Here is an 18,890-nt window from a genome sequence, read left to right on the forward strand (position 1 = left end):
CAATGCTCCGTGGTTGATAACATGGTAAACGCGCCATCGCTGCAGGATTGGGCAGTGCGATGAAGCTGCGGTTCAACCCAGTCGGCGCTGCGCCGTGTGCTCCAGCAGCACCTCCATCAACGCGTGCGCGGCGGCCGACAGCTTGTGATCGGGCAGGCGCATCAGGCCGATGCGCCGTTCGATGCGCGGTGACTCCAACGGCACGCAGCGCGCACCCAGTTCATGCATCTGCTCGACACACAATGCCGGCACCGCGCTCACCCCCAGGCCGTGGGCAACCATGCGGCCGATGGTGCTCAACTGGTGGCTCTCGAATGCCACCGCAAGCTTGCCGTGCTGCTCGCTGATGGCGCTTTCCAGCAGCAGGCGAACCGCAGAAGGGCGCTGCAGGGCAATGAAATCATGAGCGAGCAGGGTCTCCCAGGTGAGCATCGGTTGCTCGGCCAGCGGTGAATCGGCCGCCACCACCGCCACGAACCGATCGGTGTAGAAGGGGGTGAACACCAGCGACGAGGTGCTTTCCGGCTCGAAGCCTATGCCCAGTTCGACCCGCCGATGGCGGACCATCTCCACCATGTGCTCGTTGATCACATCATGCACGGCAACATTGACCCTCGGGTGCCGGTCGCGAAAGATCCGCAGTGCTGCCGGCAGCAGGTTGCCGGCGAACGACGGCATGGCCGCGATGGACACTTTGCCCAACTGCAGGGTGAAGTGCTGGCGCAGCAGCTCTTCGGTATTGTCCCAGTCCGCCAGCAAGCGGCGGGCCAGAGCCACCAGCACCTCGCCTTCCGGCGTCAGGCTGACGCTGCGCGTGGTGCGGATCAGCAGCGCGCCGCCCAGGTCTTCTTCCAGGCCTTTTATCGTCAAGCTCAGGGCGGGCTGCGAGAGATGCAGTTTTTCACCAGCCTGGGCGAAGCTCAGGGCTTGGGCGACAGCGAGAAAAGCGCGCAGCTGTTTGACGTTCATCTATTTGCAAAACCAATCAATCCCCAAGAAAAACAAAATTAACAAATTACCATCGTGGGGAGAAGATACCGTCACGCTTGCCGTTGCCGACGTGACGGCGCCATAACAAACAAAACAAGGCGAACAATCATGGCTGGACTCGATAAACGAGTGGCAACCTATGCCCAGGCACTCGAAGGCCTGCGCGATGGCATGACCGTACTGGCCGGCGGGTTCGGCCTGTGCGGCATTCCGGAAAACCTCATTGCCGAAATCAAGCGGCTGGGCGTGCGTGAGCTCACGGTGGTGTCGAACAACTGCGGGGTTGATGGTTTTGGCTTGGGCGTGCTGCTCGAAGACCGGCAGATCCGCAAGATGATCGCCTCCTATGTCGGCGAGAACGCCCTGTTCGAGCGGCAGTTGCTCGATGGCGAACTGGAAGTCGAACTGACCCCTCAAGGCACCCTGGCGGAAAAGATGCGCGCCGGCGGCGCCGGCATCCCCGCGTTCTTCACCGCCACCGGCTACGGCACACCGATAGCGCAAGGCAAGGAAATACGTGAATTCAATGGCCGCCAGTACATTCTCGAGCAGGCCATTACCGGCGACTTCGCCATCGTCAAGGGCTGGAAGGCCGACCATTTCGGCAACGTCATCTATCGTCACACCGCCCAGAACTTCAACCCGCTGGCGGCAAGCGCCGGGCGCATCACCGTGGTCGAGGTCGAAGAAATCGTCGAACCCGGCGTGCTCCTGCCCGAGCACATCCACACGCCAGGCATCTACGTCGACCGAGTGATCCAGGGCACCTTCGAGAAGCGCATCGAAAAGCGCACCCTCAAGGCCTGATTGCTCCCATCTGCTCTGTTACACAAGAGGTATTCCAAATGGCACTTACTCGCGAACAGATGGCCCAGCGCGTGGCGCGCGAACTGCAAGACGGTTTCTACGTGAACCTGGGGATCGGCATACCTACCCTGGTGGCCAACTACGTGCCGGCTGGCATCGACGTCATGCTGCAGTCGGAAAACGGTCTGCTGGGCATGGGCGAATTTCCCACCGAGGCTACCGTCGACGCCGACATGATCAACGCCGGCAAACAGACCGTGACGGCCCGCGCCGGCGCGTCCATCTTCGACTCTGCGCAGTCGTTCGCGATGATCCGCGGCGGCCATGTCGACCTCACCGTGCTCGGTGCTTTCGAAGTGGACGTACAGGGCAACATTGCCTCGTGGATGATCCCCGGCAAGCTGGTCAAGGGTATGGGGGGGGCGATGGACCTGGTGGCCGGCGCAGAGAACATCATCGTCACCATGACCCATGCCTCCAAGGATGGCGAGTCGAAGCTGCTGCCGTTGTGCACGCTGCCGCTGACCGGTGCCGGGTGTATTCGCAAGGTACTCACGGACCTGGCCTACCTGGAGATCGAAGACGGCGCGTTCATTCTCAAGGAGCGTGCGCCTGGTGTCAGTATCGATGAGATCAAGTCGAAGACGGCCGGCAAGCTGATCATCGCCGACGACGTCGTTGAAATGAGTTTCTGATTACGTTCCACCACTGCCTTCAGCCGATCTCATACCTATAAGAACAAGGGAAACACCACCATGTCTGCACAACTTGAAGAGAGCCGCTACGCTCGCTTTGCCCTGCGCTGTTCGAGCTGGGCCGAGCGCTGGTTCCCTGATTCCTACGTATTCGCCGCCGTTGCGGTGTTGCTGGTGGCACTGGGAGCACTGGCCATCGGCGGCACGCCGACCGCAACGGCAACAGCCTTTGGCGACGGATTCTGGAGCCTGATCCCGTTCACCATGCAGATGGCCTTCGTGGTGATTGGTGGCTACGTGGTTGCCAGCTCGCCACCTGCGGTGAAGCTGATTGATCGCCTCGCGCGCATCCCTCGCAATGGCCGCTCGGCCGTGGCCTGGGTGGCGTTGATATCGATGGTCGCTTCGTTGCTCAACTGGGGGCTGTCGCTGGTATTCGGCGGGCTGCTGGTGCGGGCATTGGCACGACGGACCGACCTACGCATGGACTACCGTGCGGCCGGTGCGGCGGCCTACCTGGGGTTGGGGGCGGTATGGGCGCTCGGGTTGTCGTCGTCGGCGGCGCAGTTACAGGCCAACCCTGCCAGCCTGCCACCGTCGATCCTGTCGATCACCGGTGTGATTCCGTTCACCCAGACGATTTTCCTCTGGCAGTCGGGTGTATTGCTGCTGGCACTGGTGCTGGTTTCGTTGGTGGTGGCCTACGCCACGGCCCCGGGCCCCAACTCTGCCCGGGACGCCGAGGCCTGTGGCATCGACCCGGCTTTCAGTCTGCCGCCCCTGAACAAGCGCAGTCGACCTGGCGAATGGCTGGAATACAGCCCGCTGATCACCATCTTTCTGGTATTGCTGGCCGCGGGGTGGCTGTTCCACGAGTTTTCCACCAAGCCGGCGATCACCGCCATCTCTGGGCTCAATACCTACAACTTCCTGTTCATCATGCTGGGCCTGCTGCTGCATTGGCGTCCGCGCAGCTTTCTGGATGCGGTGGCGCGTGCAGTGCCGACCACCACGGGGGTGCTGATCCAGTTTCCCCTGTACGGCTCGATCGCCGCGATCATGACCACGGTCAAGGGTGGCGATGCGCAGACCCTGGCCCACCACATCTCCACCTTCTTCGTACAGATCGCCTCGCACGATACCTATGCGCTGTTGATGGGCGTCTATTCGGCAGTGCTCGGGTTCTTCATTCCGTCGGGCGGTGGCAAGTGGATCATCGAGGCGCCCTACGTCATGCAGGTGGCCAACGAGCTGCAATATCACTTGGGCTGGGCCGTGCAGATCTACAACGCTGCCGAAGCCTTGCCGAATCTGATCAATCCGTTCTATATGCTGCCTCTGCTCGGCGTGCTGGGCTTGAAGGCGCGCGATTTGATCGGTTTCTCGTTCGTGCAGCTGCTGGTGCATGCGCCTTTGGTGCTGTTCCTGCTTTGGGCGCTGGGCACGACCCTGGCCTATGTGCCTCCCGTTGCACCCTGAGACAGGCGTGATCTGCGCGCGACGTTGATCGGGAATATGCTCCCGCCGAGCGATTGTTTGCGTAGTGGCTATTGCGAAGTAGCCAGCGCTCGGGGTACACATCTAGGTTGAATGGGATATGGGCTGGACGCCCACCCATCGTGAACCGATGAAGGGAGATCTTGAAATGCTTGATAACGGCGCGGGCGGGGGTCCGAACCAGGGTGACCAGGTCAGTCGGATCATTTCCCAGGAAATACGCAACCTGCATACCGCAGCGTCCAGGGATCTGGATCAGGCAGCGGTGCAGATCATTGGCAAGGTCGAGGGTTTCAGGGAGCAGGGTCTGATCAGTTCGGAGGTCGCTCGGCAGCTGATCTTCGACGTGCGCAACGAGCGCAGCCGTATCAGCCGCTGAGCGAACGGTCAGCCGAGGTGGCGGCGTGGGTCAGCCGCCTGCTGTGTCGATATCGGCGTCGGTTTCTTCGTCGTCCGCACTGCCGGGGTCGACTTCAGGGTCCGATTTGAAATCGGGACTGAAGCGATTGCCTTCAGGGGTGGTTGGATCCCCGGTCTCGTCAGGCTTTGAGTCGAGTGGCGGTTCTTTGGGGCGGTTGCCCTGCGAATCGTCGGTATCACGCTCGACCGTATTCGGTGCAGGTGTGTGTTCGCTCATGGTGTTCTCCCGAGGTGGCTGGATCCGTGGCCGATCAGCGCTTGCCGCCTTCGGACCCGGTGCCGTCGCCACCGTCCATGGTGCCTGAACCAGGCTTGGTCACCGCGCCGCCCATCGAACTGCCTTCGGGGTTGCCGGTATTCTGCGGCTTGATGTCGGTGCTGGTGCCGTTTCGCGGCGCGGCAGTGCCGTCGGTATTGCGATTGGTCATACCGCTATCGGTCCCCGCCGGCACGCCTACCGCTGAAGGTACGGTGCCCTTGGCGGCTGGGTTGGTCGGACCGGTGCTGTTGTCGGCCATGGCCGGTACGGCTGCAGCAGCCAACAAGCCTGCGAGCAACGCTGTGGTGATGTATTTCTGGCTTTTCATGGAGCTCTCCTTGTTCGTGAATGCTTCATGCATTGGGCTATGAGGGAGGCCAGGAGGTGCCCGCATGCCGACGAACGGCATGCGGGCAAACTTGGTGGGGGCGGCCGTCGGCCGCTCACAGGGGGGAAGGGGCGATCAAGCGAGCAATTGCATGCCCAGCTGGAACGCGACCCATACGGCGAGGATGGTGGCGAAGCCCAGCGCGATGTTTTCGAACCAGTTGTTGCGATATTTACCGAGCAGCTTCTTCTGGTTGGACATGATCAGCAGGCCAAGGGAAATCACTGGCAGGCCAATGATGTTCAGCGCATTCACGCCAATGGTCAGGGTCACGAAGTCGGGCATGCCTGGCAGCGACCACACCAGCGGCGTAACCAGGATGAACAGCATGAACCATTTGTGCATCGGGTCATGGTGGAATTCCTTGCCGTACTTCTCGCGACGCTCGGGACGGATGTGCTGGAAGGCATCGGTGATCAGCATCGGGAAGGCCGTGGTCTTGCCAGCGATGCTTGCGAACAGTGTCGCGAACACGCCGACGAAGAAGATCAGCCAGCCGCCAGTGCCGAAGAACATCTGCAGTGCCGAGCCCAGGTCGTCCAGGGTTTTCACTTCGATGCCATTGGGACGCAGGATTTCCGCACCCACCACCCAGATGGCCAGGTTGATGATGATGCCGACGAACACCGCGAACAGCAGGTCGTTACGCTGGATGCGTTTGTGTTCCGGGCCTACCCAGCCTTTCTGGCGCATTACGTAGGGGTGGACGAAGTTGGCGATGGAACCGGCCACCGCACCGATCACCGATACCGCGACCAGCAGCGCGCCATGCACGCCTTCATCCGGCGGAATACTGAAGCCGATGGTCCCGGCCAGAATGCCGCCCACGTCCGGTTTGGACATGATCGCCAAGGCCATGAAAGCCAGGGTCATCAAGGCCAGCAGCCCTTTCATCACGCCTTCGATCAGCGAATAGATGTTGCGCCCCACCAGCAGCCACACACCCAGGACCACGGCAAAGGATGCCAGCAGTGGCTGATTGATGTGGAGCAGCGTGGCCAGTGCCTCGCCGGCGCCCTTGATCATGTAGGCGTTGGTCAAGTGGCCCATGATCAATGCGTAGCCCAGCATGAACCAGGCGAAGAAAGGGTGCAGTTGTGCATAGCCCTGCAGGATGGTCATGCCCTGGTTGTTGCACAGCTGGAAGCGGGCAATGATGTTGACGATGAGGAATCTGAGCAGTAGCGATACTGCCAGCACCCACATCATGGCATAGCCGTAGTTGGCGCCCGCCACGGAGGAGGTGATCAAGTCACCGGCGCCCAGCCATGACAGCACGGCGATAATGCCCGGTCCGATGATCTTGGCAAGGCGGCCCATGCGAGTCGTGGGAGCGGCCGCCTTTTTTTCGAGCGAGTGGGTACTCGTCATTGGGTGAATTCCCTTTGTTGTTTTTGTGGATGGATCAGGGGGTCATTCAATCATGAGTTAGGATGTCATATGACCTGACAAGTTGCAAAAAGGTGTAAGGGGATATTTCACATTTTTACGATTTTAATGACCGTACCCGCCGGTCGGCTGCACTGAACCAATCCCGCCGTAGGCTTTCCGATGAGCCTTACCGCAAAAGGAATGCAGCCATGTCGCAGATCATCGTCGATGACACTCAGACGCCTGCCAAAGCCGACGCGGCAGCCGATGTGCTGATGTTCGGCAGCCCCAAGGATCGCCTGGACTTCTACCGCAAGGAGATCCAGTACGAAACCTCCATTCTTTCCAACCGCACCGACGCCTATCTGTCCGCACAGTCTTTCCTGGTCATTGCCTATGCCTCGTCCATGGCCAACCTGAACCCGGAGTGGGGCAAGCTGTTCACCCTGGTCGTGCCGCCGCTGCTGGCGCTGTTCGGCCTGGTCAGCTCGCTGCATGCCTGGCCGGGCATCCGCTCGGCCTACGACATCATCGACCATTGGCATTTCAAGCAGAGCCAGTTGTTGGACAGCGAGCCGGCGATGGGCGCGGCCTATGACGAGTCGCCCCTGTTCAGCGAGCGCGAGTCGAGTGAAAAGCGCTGGCGCGGAGCGTTGCTGTTCTCCATGAGATCGCCGTTCCTGTTCAGTGTGCTGTGGGTGTTGCTGGGTGTGTTCGCGGTGTATGCGCAGTACACCAATCCGGGCGGTTAGAACGAAAAAGGCCCCTGCATGTGCAGGGGCCTTCGGGTGATGCGGGGGTAGATCAGCGCACCGAACTGAAAGCCTCCTGGCGACTGCGCTCATACGCCTGCGGGTCCACTGCAGCGGCGCCTGGCTTGCCCAGCTCGTTCAACGGGATGCGATAGGTCTCCTTGGCACAGAACGCTGCCAACGCTGCGATGCAGCACACACCCAAGGCCAGTGAACCCACTACCATGGGGATGTTGGTGGAGCCCGGTGGAGCCATCGCGGCGAACAGCACCGGAAGCATGGCGGTGATCAGCGTGCCGACATTCTGCGAAATGGCCATGGCCGAGACGCGGTAGCGGGTTTCGAAAAGCTCAGGGTAGAAACTTGGAAACACCGCGTTGTAGCCCTGGTAGAACACGCCCCACATCAGAATCGACATGCCGATGGCCAGCGGTACGTTATGCACGCTGATCGCATACAGGTAGAAGAACGACAGGATGCCGGAGCTCAGTGCGCCACCGATGATCATCGGACGGCGACCGATCCGGTCCGAGAGGTTACCCACGAACGGGATCACGCATACCGCCACGATGTTGCCGATCACCGGGATCCACAGGTACACGCTCTTCGCGAAACCGATGCCGTAGGCCGGTTGCACCGCGTACGCGGCGCCGAAGATGGTCGCGACCACCGGGATCACGTTCATCAGCGCCATGCACATGACCAGACCCATGTTCCGCCAGCTGTGCTTGAAAGCCTCCAGGACCGGCGACTTGGTGATGGTGGCGCGCGCTTCCTGAGTTTCGAAGGCTGGGGTTTCATTGACCTCGCGGCGAATGATGTAGCCGGCGATCAGCACCACGGCACTGAGCAGGAACGGAATACGCCAGCCCCACGAGTTGAACGCTTCGTCGGGCATGAAATAGGCCAACGGCAGGAAAATCGCTGCGGCAAAGATTTGTCCGGCCTGCACGCCCTGCAAGGTGAAACTGGCGTAGAAACCTCGCCGTCCGAACGGCGCGTGTTCCAGGACCATGGAACTGGCTCCGGATATCTCCCCTGCGACCGCGAAGCCCTGGATCAAGCGCAGTACCACCAGCATGGCCGGTGCCCAGAGGCCGACCTGGCTGTAGGTCGGCAGCAGGCCGACGGCCATGGTGGCGAAGCCCATCAGGAACATGCACAACAGCAATACGTTCTTGCGGCCGCGGGTATCGCCCCAGTGGCCGAGGAAGAACGCGCCGATGGGGCGTGCAACGTAGCCTACGCCGTAGGTGGCCAGGGAGGCGACGATGGCGACCTTGGGGTCGGTGTTGGGAAAGAAGATTTGCGGAAAGATCAACGCCGCGGCCTGGGCATAGATGAAGAAGTCGTAGTATTCCAGAGCGGAACCGACCCAACCGCTGGCGGTGGCCTTCTTGGTTTGCTGCGAGCCGTGCGATTCTGACTGAGCATGCGCCATGCTGTGTCTCCGTTGTTTTTATTATGAAGCATTGGAACCGTTGGCTTCGTTTTCACCCCATTGCAGGCGACGCTGCGTGCGCTGGAGTGAGGCAAAACTAACTGGGTAGTTAATGTTTAGCAGTGGTGCCGAATGGGTGTCAATACGGCTGCATGCCAGGGTTGGAGCGGTCCGTGGGCCGGGGTGCATGCAAGACTGCCCCAAGTGGGTTCGGGTTTCAACCGACAGTGCCGGAATAGAGCGCTGCGCAGGCGCATGGAGCGGGTTGCCCGCGGGCGTGATCGTTGCCTAGCTTGCTTGCTATTGTAGCCGCTGATCGCACACATTTGGTTTTGATTCAGCCCGATCTGCAGTGCTCCCGGACGCGGCTTGCGCCGCTGCTACAGGATCCGGGTTCCACCGCATCCCCGATCGGCCAAGAACCCGAATCCCCCGTAGGAGCGGTCAGCGGCCGCGAAGAGAGCGCCGCAGTACGTCTGTCAGGCCGAGACCCCAAATCCCCCGTAGGAGCGGTCATTGGCCGCGAAGAGAGCGCCGCGGTGCGTCTGTCAGGCCGAGACCCCAAATCCCCCGTAGGAGCGGTCAGCGGCCGCGAAGAGAGCGCCGCGGTGCATCTGTCAATGCACGGTGTGTCATTCGCTGCAGCTGCTTGCGCGCCCGGCTCAGGCCAACTCGCGGACCAGATTGCCCAGCGTCTGCATGGCGGCCAACTGAACCTTGCCCATCGGCGAGCCGTAGTTCAAACGAATGCAGTTGCCGAATCGGCCGCTGGCGGAAAAGATCGGGCCCGGCGCGATGCTGATGCCTTGCGCCAACGCCAGGCGAAACAGCTGCAGCGAATCGACTCTCGTCGGCAATTCGAGCCACAGGAAGTACCCGCCCTCGGGACGACTCACCCGGGTGTCCTCGGGAAAATAACGCGCGATGGCTGCCATCATTGCGTGCTGCTGGCCCTGCAGTGCACCGCGCAACCGATGCAGGTGTCGATCATAGCCGCCGTGTTGAAGATAGTCGGCAATGGCCGCCTGACCCGGCACCGAAGCGCAGATCGAGGTCATGATCTTCAGGCGCTCGACCTTCTGCGCAAAGCGTCCGGCAGCGACCCAGCCGATCCTGTACCCGGGTGCCAGGCTTTTGGCGAACGATCCGCAATGCAGCACCCAGCCATCGCTGTCATAGGCCTTGGCCGGACGCGGCGCGTGTTGGCCGAAATACAGCTCGGCGTACACGTCGTCTTCGATCAAGGGCACCTGGTGTTCATGCAGCAGCGCTACCAGTTGACGCTTGCGCGCCTCAGGCATGCTCGCACCGATCGGGTTCTGGAACGTCGGCATGCACCAGCACGCCTTGATCGGCAGGCGCTGCAGGGCCTTCGCCAAGGCATCCACGTCCAACCCGTCGCGCGGATGGGTGGGAATCTCCACCGCCTTGAGCTTGAGCCGCTCCAACACCTGCAGGCAGGCGTAGAACGCCGGTGCCTCGATGGCCACCATGTCACCTGGCTCGGTCACCGCCTGCAGGCACAGGTTCAGGGCTTCCAGTGCACCGTTGGTGATCAGCAGTTCGTCGACCGGCAGGTTGATGCCGGCGATGTTGTAGCGCAAGGCGATCTGCCGGCGCAGCTCGGGGCTGCCTGGCGACAGATCGGTGACCGTTTCGCGCGGGTGCATGGCTCGGCTGGTACTGGCCAGCGAGCGCGCCAGGCGCGGCAATGGAAACAGGTCAGGGCTGGGAAAGGCAGACCCCAGTGGCACCGTGTTCGGATCCTTGATCGAATCGAGGATGGAAAACACCAGCTCACTGACGTCGACATCGGTCGACTCGGCCAGCACCTGCGAGGTCGCCGAGGGCTCCTCCAGCGATCGTTCGGCCAGCGCATTGACGAAGTACCCGGAACGCGGCCGGGCGCGGATCATTCCGCGTCGCTCGAGCAGGTAATAGGCCTGGAACACGGTAGAGGGGCTGACACCCTGAGTCTGGCTGGCATGCCGCACGGAGGGCACGCGCTCGTCGGGCTTCAGCACGCCGGTGCGAATGAGCTCGGCGATGTGGTGGGCAAACTGCTCGTAGCGTTTCATGACCGGCCTGGGTCCATGGGCGAGGGCCGCACTATGCCACAGCCGTGCGCACCGCCGGCAGGCCATGCGCACATGGCTTGCCGGTGATGCGTGCCAGGTTCAGGCCTGGATCGGCGCAGGGTCGATGGGAGGGTCGCCAATCGGGGTGGGTGGCACGGTCGGTTGCACCGGGACACCGTCCGGATCGTCTTGAGGCACCGTGGGTGGCACGTCCGGCAGGGGAGAATTGTCGATGTTCGGATCCGTTGATTCAGGCGGAAGAGGAAGGTTCATGGGGCGGCCTCTGGTAGGTAATGGACATATGCCTGTGGTAGACATCGTTTACAACGATTTCGGTCCGTCCAAGCGCGTTGCAACGTGTAAAAGCATATGAACTTTCCCTCGAGGCTTGGCTCCGAACCTAAGCGAAAGACAAACCCGGTTCACTTCACCGCTTGCACAAGCACAACAGCGTCCAGGTGACGCACAGGAGCGAGGCTCGATGACGGCTGATCAGACTTTCCAAGCGGACCAGAACGCGACCGACGAACAGACGCCAGACCACGTGCTGAGCCTGTCCCAGGCGCTGCTGCTGCCTCGGATCGTGATCGAAGACACGCAGCCTGTCATTGACGGTGGTCAGTTTGCCGTCAAGGCCATCGTCGGCCAGACGGTCACGGTCAGCACCAAGGTCTACGCCGACGGTCATGACAAGCTGGCCGTGGTCCTGCGCTGGCATGAGGCGGGCACCGACACCTGGCACAGCACTGCCATGCGCGAGCTGGGCAACGACAGCTGGGAAGCCGAGCTGGTCGTCGACAGCGTCGGCACCCATGCCTATTGCATCGACGCCTGGATCGACCAGTTCGCCAGCTACCGCTACGAACTGGAAAAGAAGTACGCCGCTGGCGTGACCATCGACCTGGAACTTGAAGAAGGCCGCGTGCACCTCGAGCAGGCCGCCAGCCGCAGCCAGGATACCCTGGCACGCCAACTGCGCCAGTTGCACGACGAATTGCAGGGGCTGGATCAGGACGCCAAGGTCGCGCTGCTGTTGCAGCGTGACACCCAGGCCCTGATGTCCCTGGCGGACTCGCGCGCGTTCCTCTGCTCCAGTGTCGAATATGCCCTGGACGTAGAACGCGAACTCGCGCAGTTCGCCAGCTGGTACGAGTTGTTTCCGCGCTCGATCACCGATGACAAAGCTCGTCATGGCACCTTCAATGACGTGCACAGCCGTCTGCCGATGATTCGCGACATGAACTTCGACGTGCTGTACTTCCCGCCGATCCATCCAATCGGACGCGCTCACCGCAAGGGCCCGAACAACTCCCTGACCGCCGGCCCGGACGATCCAGGCAGCCCTTATGCCATCGGCAGCGCCGAGGGTGGGCACGAGGCCATTCACCCGCAGCTGGGCACGCGGGAAGACTTCCGCAGGCTGGTGGCCGCGGCGGCCGAGCACGGTCTGGAAATCGCGCTGGACTTCGCCATTCAGTGTTCCCAGGATCACTTGTGGCTCAAAGAGCATCCAGGCTGGTTCAGCTGGCGCCCGGACGGCACCATCCGCTATGCGGAAAACCCGCCGAAGAAATACCAGGACATCGTCAACGTCGACTTCTACGCTGCCGACGCAGTGCCGGGCCTGTGGACCGAGCTGCGCGACGTGGTGTGGGGCTGGGTCGAGGAAGGCGTGAAGATCTTTCGCGTCGACAACCCGCACACCAAGCCGCTGCCATTCTGGCAATGGCTGATCGCCGATATCCGCAGCAAAGACCCAAGCGTGATGTTCCTTGCAGAGGCGTTCACTAAGCCAGCCATGATGGCGCGCCTTGGCAAGGTCGGTTACTCGCAGAGCTACACCTACTTCACCTGGCGCAATACCAAGCCGGAGCTGACCACCTATTTCACCCAGCTCAACCAGGCACCGTGGGCGCACTGCTACCGGCCGAACTTCTTCGTCAACACGCCGGACATCAACCCGTTCTTCCTGCATGACAACGGCCGCGCCGGGTTCCTCATCCGCGCCGCGCTGGCGACCATGGGCTCCGGTCTGTGGGGCATGTATTCGGGTTTCGAACTGTGTGAATCGGCGCCCATCCCTGGCAAGGAAGAGTATCTGGACTCGGAGAAGTACGAGATCCGCCCGCGTGACTTCACCGCCCCCGGCAACATCATTGCCGAGATCGCCCAGCTCAACCGAATTCGCCGTCAGAACCCGGCGCTGCAAACTCATCTGGGCGTCGAGTTCTTTCAGTGCTACAACGATAACGTCCTGTATTTCGGCAAGCGGACCGCTGACCGCAGCAACTATGTGCTGGTCGCCGTGAGCCTCGATCCACACAACGTCCAGGAAGCCCATTTCGAGCTGCCGCTGTGGGAGTTGGGCCTGGACGACGATGCGGCCACCAACGGCGAAGACCTGATGACCGGGCATCGCTGGACGTGGCACGGCAAGAGTCAGTTCATGCGGATCGACCCTGCCTATCAACCATTCGGCATCTGGAGGATCACACGCGTACAGCCGTAGGCAAGCGCGACGTCGTACGCCGCACTCGGTGTCTTACGCTGCTCCAGGCGATGTCCAGCCGCTCCAGACACGCTGCTCACTACAGGGAATCAACAATGGCGAAAAAGCCTCGGTCGCAAGCGTTCATCGATGATCCGCTCTGGTACAAGGATGCGGTTATCTATCAGGTCCACGTCAAGTCGTTCTTCGACTCCGACAACGACGGCATCGGTGACTTTCCGGGGTTGATCGCCAAACTCGATTACATCGCCGATCTGGGCGTCAATACCATTTGGCTGCTGCCGTTCTACCCGTCGCCGCGTCGCGACGACGGCTACGACATCGCCGAGTACAAGGCGGTGCACTCGGACTACGGCACGTTGGCCGATGTGCGACGTTTCATCAGCGAGGCGCACAAGCGCGGCTTGCGTGTGATCACCGAGCTGGTGATCAACCACACTTCCGACCAGCACCCCTGGTTTCAGCGCGCGCGCAAGGCCAAGAAGGGCTCCAAGGCTCGCGATTTCTATGTGTGGTCCGACAGCGACGAGAAATACGACGGCACGCGAATCATCTTTCTCGATACCGAGAAGTCCAACTGGACCTGGGACCCCGTCGCAGGCCAATACTTCTGGCACCGTTTCTATTCGCACCAGCCGGATTTGAATTTCGACAACCCGCAAGTGATGAAAGCGGTCATTGACGTCATGCGCTACTGGCTGGACATGGGCATCGACGGTCTGCGCCTGGATGCCATTCCGTATTTGATCGAGCGTGACGGCACCAACAACGAGAACCTGCCCGAAACCCACCAGGTGCTCAAGCAGATCCGTGCCGAGATCGACGCCAACTACCCGGACCGCATGCTGCTGGCCGAGGCCAACCAGTGGCCCGAGGATACCCAGCTGTACTTCGGCGATGCCCACGGCGACAACGGCGACGAATGCCACATGGCGTTCCATTTCCCGTTGATGCCGCGCATGTATATGGCACTGGCGCAGGAAGACCGCTTTCCAGTCACCGACATTCTGCGCCAGACGCCTGCTATCCCAGCCAACTGCCAGTGGGCGATCTTCCTGCGCAACCACGATGAACTGACCCTGGAAATGGTCACCGATCGTGAACGCGACTACCTGTGGAACTACTACGCGGCCGACAGCCGCGCGCGGATCAACCTCGGCATTCGTCGTCGCCTGGCGCCGCTGCTCGAACGTGATCGCCGCCGGGTCGAATTGCTCAACAGCCTGCTGCTGTCCATGCCCGGCACACCGACCCTGTATTACGGTGACGAAATCGGCATGGGCGACAATATCTACCTGGGTGACCGCGACGGTGTGCGCACGCCCATGCAGTGGTCGATCGACCGAAACGGCGGCTTCTCGCGCGCCGACCCGGCCAGCCTGGTGCTGCCGCCGATCATGGATCCGCTCTATGGCTACCAGTCGGTCAACGTCGAAACCCAGGCCAACGACCCGCACTCGCTGCTGAACTGGACCCGGCGCATGCTCGCCGTGCGCCGTCAGCAGAAAGCGTTCGGCCGCGGTACCCTGACCATGCTCACGCCGACCAACCGCCGCATCCTGGCCTACGTGCGTGAATACACCGGCAGCGATGGCAAGACCGAGATCGTGTTGTGTGTCGCCAACGTCTCGCGTGCCGCCCAAGCGGCTGAATTGGATCTGTCCCCGTACGCCGGCATGGTGCCGGTAGAGATGCTCGGCGGCAGCGCCTTCCCACCCATCGGTCAGCTGAATTTTCTGCTGACCTTGCCACCCTACGGCTTCTATTGGTTCCTGCTGGCCAGCGAAACCCAGATGCCGAGTTGGCACGTCGAACCGGCCCAAAGCATGCCTGACTTCCAGACCCTGGTTTTGAAACAACGGATGGAGGAGTTGCTCGACGAGCCGTCGCGCAGCACTCTGGAACACATTTCTCTGCTGCAGTACCTGCCCAAGCGGCGCTGGTTCGGCGGTAAGGACGTGGCCATCGACAACCTGCGCATCGCCTATGGCGTGCGCTTCGGCACGCCGCAAAGCCCGGTGCTGCTCAGCGAGTTGGAGGTCACTGCTGGTGGCCAGACCAGCCGCTACCAGTTCCCGTTCGGCTTCATTCCCGAGGAGCACAGCGGCTCGCCGCTGCCCTTGCAACTGGCGCTGTCGCGTGTTCGGCGCGGCCGTGAAGTGGGCCTGATCACCGACGCCTTCGTCCTGGAAAACTTCATCCACTCGGTAATCGAAGGGCTTCAGGTCGAGAAGACCCTGGCGACCGGCGAAGGCGAGATCCGCTTCCAGGCCACCGAGCATCTGACGGCCCTGAATCTCGACCAGACTTCGGTGATCCGCTACCTCTCGGCCGAGCAGTCCAACAGCTCGGTCGTGGTTGGCGGCAGCCTGGTGCTGAAGATGATTCGCCGCGTCAGCGGTGGCATCCATCCAGAGCTGGAAATGGGCGCCTACCTGACCGCCGCGGGCTACGCCAACATCTCGCCGCTGATGGGGTCCGTCAGCCGTGTGGATGTCAGCGGAACACCGCACTTGCTGATGATTGCCCAGGGTTACCTGAACAATCAGGGCGACGCCTGGGAATGGACCCAGAACAACCTCGAGCGCGCGATTCGCGACGAGATGGCCTTCGCCCATTCCGAACAAGGCCAGCGCTACGACGCACTGGGCGAGCTGGCAGACTTTGCCGGCATGCTCGGCCAGCGCCTGGGCGAGATGCACGTCGCCCTGGCGGCGTCCGGTGCGCAGGCCGATTTCCTCGCCCGGGTGAGCAACCGGAAAGATGCCCAAGGCTGGGCTACAAGCATCGCCAGCCAGGTCGAGCGGGCGCTGGGCCTGCTCGAGCAGCGCCGCGCCGAATTTGCCGAGCAGGACCAGGCTTTGGTGGCCGAACTGCTGGGCCGACGCGAAGAGTTGCTGGCCCAGGTCGAGCGCCTCAGCGCGCAGGCCACTGGCGGTCTGATCATGCGGGTCCATGGTGACCTGCACCTGGGCCAGATGCTGGTGGTGCAGGGTGATGCCTACCTGATCGACTTCGAGGGCGAGCCTGCACGGCCACTCGAAGAGCGCCGCGCCAAATACAGTCCTTACAAGGATGTAGGAGGCGTATTGCGTTCGTTCGACTACGCTGCGGCCATGGCGATCCGCAATGTACAAAGCACCGATGCCTCCGAGGAAGCGGCATCGGCGCGCCAGCGCGTGGCCCAGCGCTACCTGGCCGAGGCCCGCCATGCGTTCATCGGCGCCTACGACCTGGCGACCCAGGCCGTGCCACATCAGTGGCAGGACCCGGACGGCGCGCGCGCGGCACTGGATTTGTTCAGCCTGGAAAAGGCTGCCTACGAGATCGCTTATGAAGCGGAGAATCGCCCGAGCTGGTTGGCCGTGCCCTTGCACGGACTGTTCGGGCTCTTGAGTACGAGGGAGAATAAGCAATGAGTGCGCACAGCGAACATGGCAAGCGCGATTCCGGCGCGTTGCCGGCAAAAGCCGATATCGAGGCGCTGATCCGTGCCGACCATTCCGATCCGTTCTCGGTTCTGGGTGCCCATAGCGATGGCGGCACAGGCAGCTACATCCGTGCCTACCTGCCGACGGCCCTGAGCGTGCAGGTATTGGCCAAGGACGGGGGGCATCCACTGACGACCCTCGACCAGGGCGACGTGCCCGGGCTGTTTACCGGCCATATCGAGCAAAGCCAACCCTACCTGCTGCGCGTGCAGTGGGCGGGGGGGGTGCAGGTCAGCGAAGATCCGTACAGCTATGGCAATCTGCTCGGCGACATGGACATCTACCTGTTTGCAGAGGGCAAGCATCGCAACCTGGGCAGCGTCTTCGGCGCCCAGTTCATCGAAATCGAAGGCGTGCAGGGTGTGCGCTTCGCCGTCTGGGCACCGAACGCCAAGCGGGTTTCGGTGGTCGGTGACTTCAACGTCTGGGACGGTCGCCGTCATCCAATGCGCCAACGCTTCCCGGCCGGCGTCTGGGAGTTGTTCATCCCCGGCCTGCAGCCTGGCGAACCGTATAAATACGAGATTCTTGGCCAGCACGGCATTCTGCCGCTCAAGGCCGACCCCATTGCCCTGTGCACCGAGTTGCCGCCGTCCACCGCCTCGCGGGTGGCCAAGCCGATGCAGTTCGCCTGGGACGACAACGCTTGGCTGGATATCCGCGCCGAGCGTCACGCCCTGGGTGCACCACAGTCGATCTACGAACTGCACGCCGGTTCATGGATGTGCGAGCTCGACGAAGCAGGCGAGGTGGTTCGTCCCTACAACTGGCATGAACTGGCCGAGCGCCTGATTCCGTACGTGCAGAAGATGGGCTTCACCCACATCGAGTTGCTGCCGATCATGGAGCACCCATTCGGCGGTTCGTGGGGTTATCAGCCGTTGTCGCAGTTCGCGCCGTCGGCCCGCTATGGCACGCCGGAAGACTTCGCGGCGTTCGTCAATGCCTGCCACAAAGCCGAAATCGGTGTGATCCTGGACTGGGTCCCGGCGCATTTCCCCACCGACGAGCATGGCCTGGCGCGTTTCGACGGCACTGCGCTGTACGAATACGACAACCCGCTGGAGGGCTTCCATCAAGACTGGAACACGCTGATCTACAACCTGGGCCGCACTGAAGTGCATGGCTTCATGATTGCCTCCGCGGTTCACTGGCTCAAGCAGTTCCATATCGACGGCCTGCGCGTCGATGCCGTGGCGTCGATGCTGTACCGCGACTATTCGCGCAAGGCAGGGGAATGGGTGCCCAACGAGTATGGCGGCCGGGAGAACCTGGAAACCATCGCGTTCCTGCGTCACCTCAATGACGTGGTGAAACAGGAAGCACCGGGGGCCATGGTGATAGCCGAAGAGTCCACCGCATGGCCGGGCGTGACTCAGCCCACACAGGAAGGCGGCCTGGGCTTCGACTACAAGTGGAACATGGGCTGGATGCATGACACGCTCAACTACGTCCAGAACGATCCGGTCCACAGGCCGCATCATCACGGGCAGCTCAGTTTTGGTTTGGTGTATGCCTATTCAGAACATTTCGTGCTGCCGATTTCCCATGATGAGGTTGTGCATGGCAAACACTCGCTGATCGACAAGATGCCCGGTGATCGCTGGCAGAAGTTTGCCAACCTGCGTGCCTACCTGAGTTTCATGTGGACTCATCCGGGCAAGAAGCTGTTGTTCATGGGTTGCGAGTTCGGCCAGTGGCGGGAGTGGAACCACGATCATCAGCTGGATTGGTACCTCACCGAGTACTCCGAACACAAGGGTGTTCAGCAGTTGGTCGCCGACCTCAACAGGCTGTACCGCGAAGTACCGGCACTGCACCAGCAGGACTGCCAGCCCGAGGGCTTCCAGTGGTTGATCGGCGACGACGCCACCAACAGTGTCTTTGCCTGGCTGCGCTGGAGTGCCAATAACGAGCCGGTGCTGGTGGTGGCCAACTTCACGCCGGTTCCGCGCGAGGCCTACCGCGTAGGCGTGCCGTTCGGTGGCGAGTGGGAAGAGCTGCTCAACAGCGACGCCGAGCAGTACGCTGGCTCCAACTACGGCAACGGCGGCAAGGTCTTCGCCGAAGAGGAGGGCAGCCATGGCCAACCTCACGCCATCAGCCTCAACCTGCCACCGCTGGGTGTATTGATCCTGCGTCCTACGCGGGCCGATATCCAGGGCTGACGGTAATGAAAAGGGGCTCCTTCA

Annotated in this window: 15 protein-coding genes; 8 read left to right on the forward strand and 7 right to left on the reverse strand. The window is 61.8% G+C overall.

Going from position 1 to position 18,890, the window contains the following annotated elements; all coding sequences use genetic code 11:
* Positions 1-72 precede the first annotated feature (72 nt).
* Positions 73-969, reverse strand: coding sequence for a LysR family transcriptional regulator (locus IFU31_RS14930; protein WP_192103480.1), 897 nt, complete (start codon positions 967-969; stop codon positions 73-75).
* 129 nt (positions 970-1,098) lie between these two features.
* Here IFU31_RS14930 and IFU31_RS14935 point away from each other — a divergent pair, with 129 nt between their 5' ends.
* The 4 genes from IFU31_RS14935 (at position 1,099) to IFU31_RS14950 (ending at position 4,368) form a co-directional block, all read left to right on the forward strand.
* Positions 1,099-1,797 carry a CoA transferase subunit A gene (locus IFU31_RS14935; RefSeq protein WP_192103482.1) on the forward strand — a complete coding sequence of 233 codons (699 nt, stop codon included), beginning with the start codon at positions 1,099-1,101 and terminating at the stop codon, positions 1,795-1,797.
* 38 nt (positions 1,798-1,835) lie between these two features.
* The gene (locus IFU31_RS14940) at positions 1,836-2,492 is read left to right on the forward strand and encodes a 3-oxoacid CoA-transferase subunit B (RefSeq protein ID WP_192103484.1); all 657 of its coding nucleotides are present in this window, start codon (positions 1,836-1,838) and stop codon (positions 2,490-2,492) included.
* A 60-nt stretch (positions 2,493-2,552) separates the two neighbouring features.
* Complete coding sequence (locus tag IFU31_RS14945; RefSeq protein WP_122477817.1) at positions 2,553-3,971, forward strand: short-chain fatty acid transporter; 1,419 nt, start codon at positions 2,553-2,555, stop codon at positions 3,969-3,971.
* Positions 3,972-4,137: 166 nt separating this feature from the next.
* Positions 4,138-4,368 carry a hypothetical protein gene (locus tag IFU31_RS14950; protein ID WP_192103486.1) on the forward strand — a complete coding sequence of 77 codons (231 nt, stop codon included), beginning with the start codon at positions 4,138-4,140 and terminating at the stop codon, positions 4,366-4,368.
* A gap of 30 nt (positions 4,369-4,398) precedes the next feature.
* Here the strand turns inward: IFU31_RS14950 and IFU31_RS14955 are convergent, their stop codons facing one another.
* The 3 genes from IFU31_RS14955 to IFU31_RS14965 form a co-directional block, all read right to left on the reverse strand.
* Positions 4,399-4,626, reverse strand: a complete 228-nt coding sequence (locus tag IFU31_RS14955; protein ID WP_192103488.1) for a hypothetical protein — start codon at positions 4,624-4,626, stop codon at positions 4,399-4,401.
* 34 nt (positions 4,627-4,660) lie between these two features.
* A complete protein-coding gene (locus IFU31_RS14960) occupies positions 4,661-4,996 on the reverse strand; it encodes a hypothetical protein (RefSeq protein WP_122477822.1) in 336 nt (111 codons plus the stop codon).
* 135 nt (positions 4,997-5,131) lie between these two features.
* Positions 5,132-6,427 carry an Nramp family divalent metal transporter gene (locus IFU31_RS14965; protein ID WP_122715514.1) on the reverse strand — a complete coding sequence of 432 codons (1,296 nt, stop codon included), beginning with the start codon at positions 6,425-6,427 and terminating at the stop codon, positions 5,132-5,134.
* Between the two features lie 275 nt (positions 6,428-6,702).
* Here IFU31_RS14965 and IFU31_RS14970 point away from each other — a divergent pair, with 275 nt between their 5' ends.
* On the forward strand, positions 6,703-7,179 hold the full coding sequence (locus IFU31_RS14970; protein ID WP_185794151.1) for a hypothetical protein: 477 nt from the start codon (positions 6,703-6,705) through the stop codon (positions 7,177-7,179).
* Between the two features lie 52 nt (positions 7,180-7,231).
* On the opposite strand, the gene IFU31_RS14975 is transcribed toward IFU31_RS14970, so the two are convergent.
* The 3 genes from IFU31_RS14975 to IFU31_RS14985 form a co-directional block, all read right to left on the reverse strand.
* Positions 7,232-8,620, reverse strand: coding sequence for an MFS transporter (locus IFU31_RS14975; RefSeq protein WP_192103490.1), 1,389 nt, complete (start codon positions 8,618-8,620; stop codon positions 7,232-7,234).
* A gap of 662 nt (positions 8,621-9,282) precedes the next feature.
* On the reverse strand, positions 9,283-10,698 hold the full coding sequence (gene mapR / locus IFU31_RS14980) for a GntR family transcriptional regulator MpaR (protein ID WP_122477827.1): 1,416 nt from the start codon (positions 10,696-10,698) through the stop codon (positions 9,283-9,285).
* Positions 10,699-10,797: 99 nt separating this feature from the next.
* Positions 10,798-10,971, reverse strand: coding sequence for a hypothetical protein (locus IFU31_RS14985; RefSeq protein WP_192103492.1), 174 nt, complete (start codon positions 10,969-10,971; stop codon positions 10,798-10,800).
* A gap of 208 nt (positions 10,972-11,179) precedes the next feature.
* Between IFU31_RS14985 and IFU31_RS14990 the strand changes: the two genes are divergently transcribed.
* The 3 genes from IFU31_RS14990 to glgB all read left to right on the forward strand — a co-directional run bounded on the left by IFU31_RS14990 (position 11,180) and on the right by glgB (position 18,866).
* Positions 11,180-13,207, forward strand: coding sequence for an alpha-1,4-glucan--maltose-1-phosphate maltosyltransferase (locus IFU31_RS14990; protein ID WP_192103494.1), 2,028 nt, complete (start codon positions 11,180-11,182; stop codon positions 13,205-13,207).
* A 95-nt stretch (positions 13,208-13,302) separates the two neighbouring features.
* Positions 13,303-16,626 (forward strand): maltose alpha-D-glucosyltransferase, encoded by a 3,324-nt coding sequence (gene treS / locus IFU31_RS14995; protein ID WP_192103496.1) that lies wholly within the window; start codon positions 13,303-13,305, stop codon positions 16,624-16,626.
* Positions 16,623-18,866, forward strand: coding sequence for a 1,4-alpha-glucan branching protein GlgB (glgB, locus tag IFU31_RS15000; protein WP_192103498.1), 2,244 nt, complete (start codon positions 16,623-16,625; stop codon positions 18,864-18,866). Before treS ends, glgB begins: the two co-directional genes overlap by 4 nt.
* Positions 18,867-18,890: the final 24 nt, after the last annotated feature.

Source organism: Pseudomonas sp. CFBP 13602 (assembly GCF_014842725.1).
Classification (GTDB): Bacteria; Pseudomonadota; Gammaproteobacteria; order Pseudomonadales; family Pseudomonadaceae; genus Aquipseudomonas; species Aquipseudomonas baltica.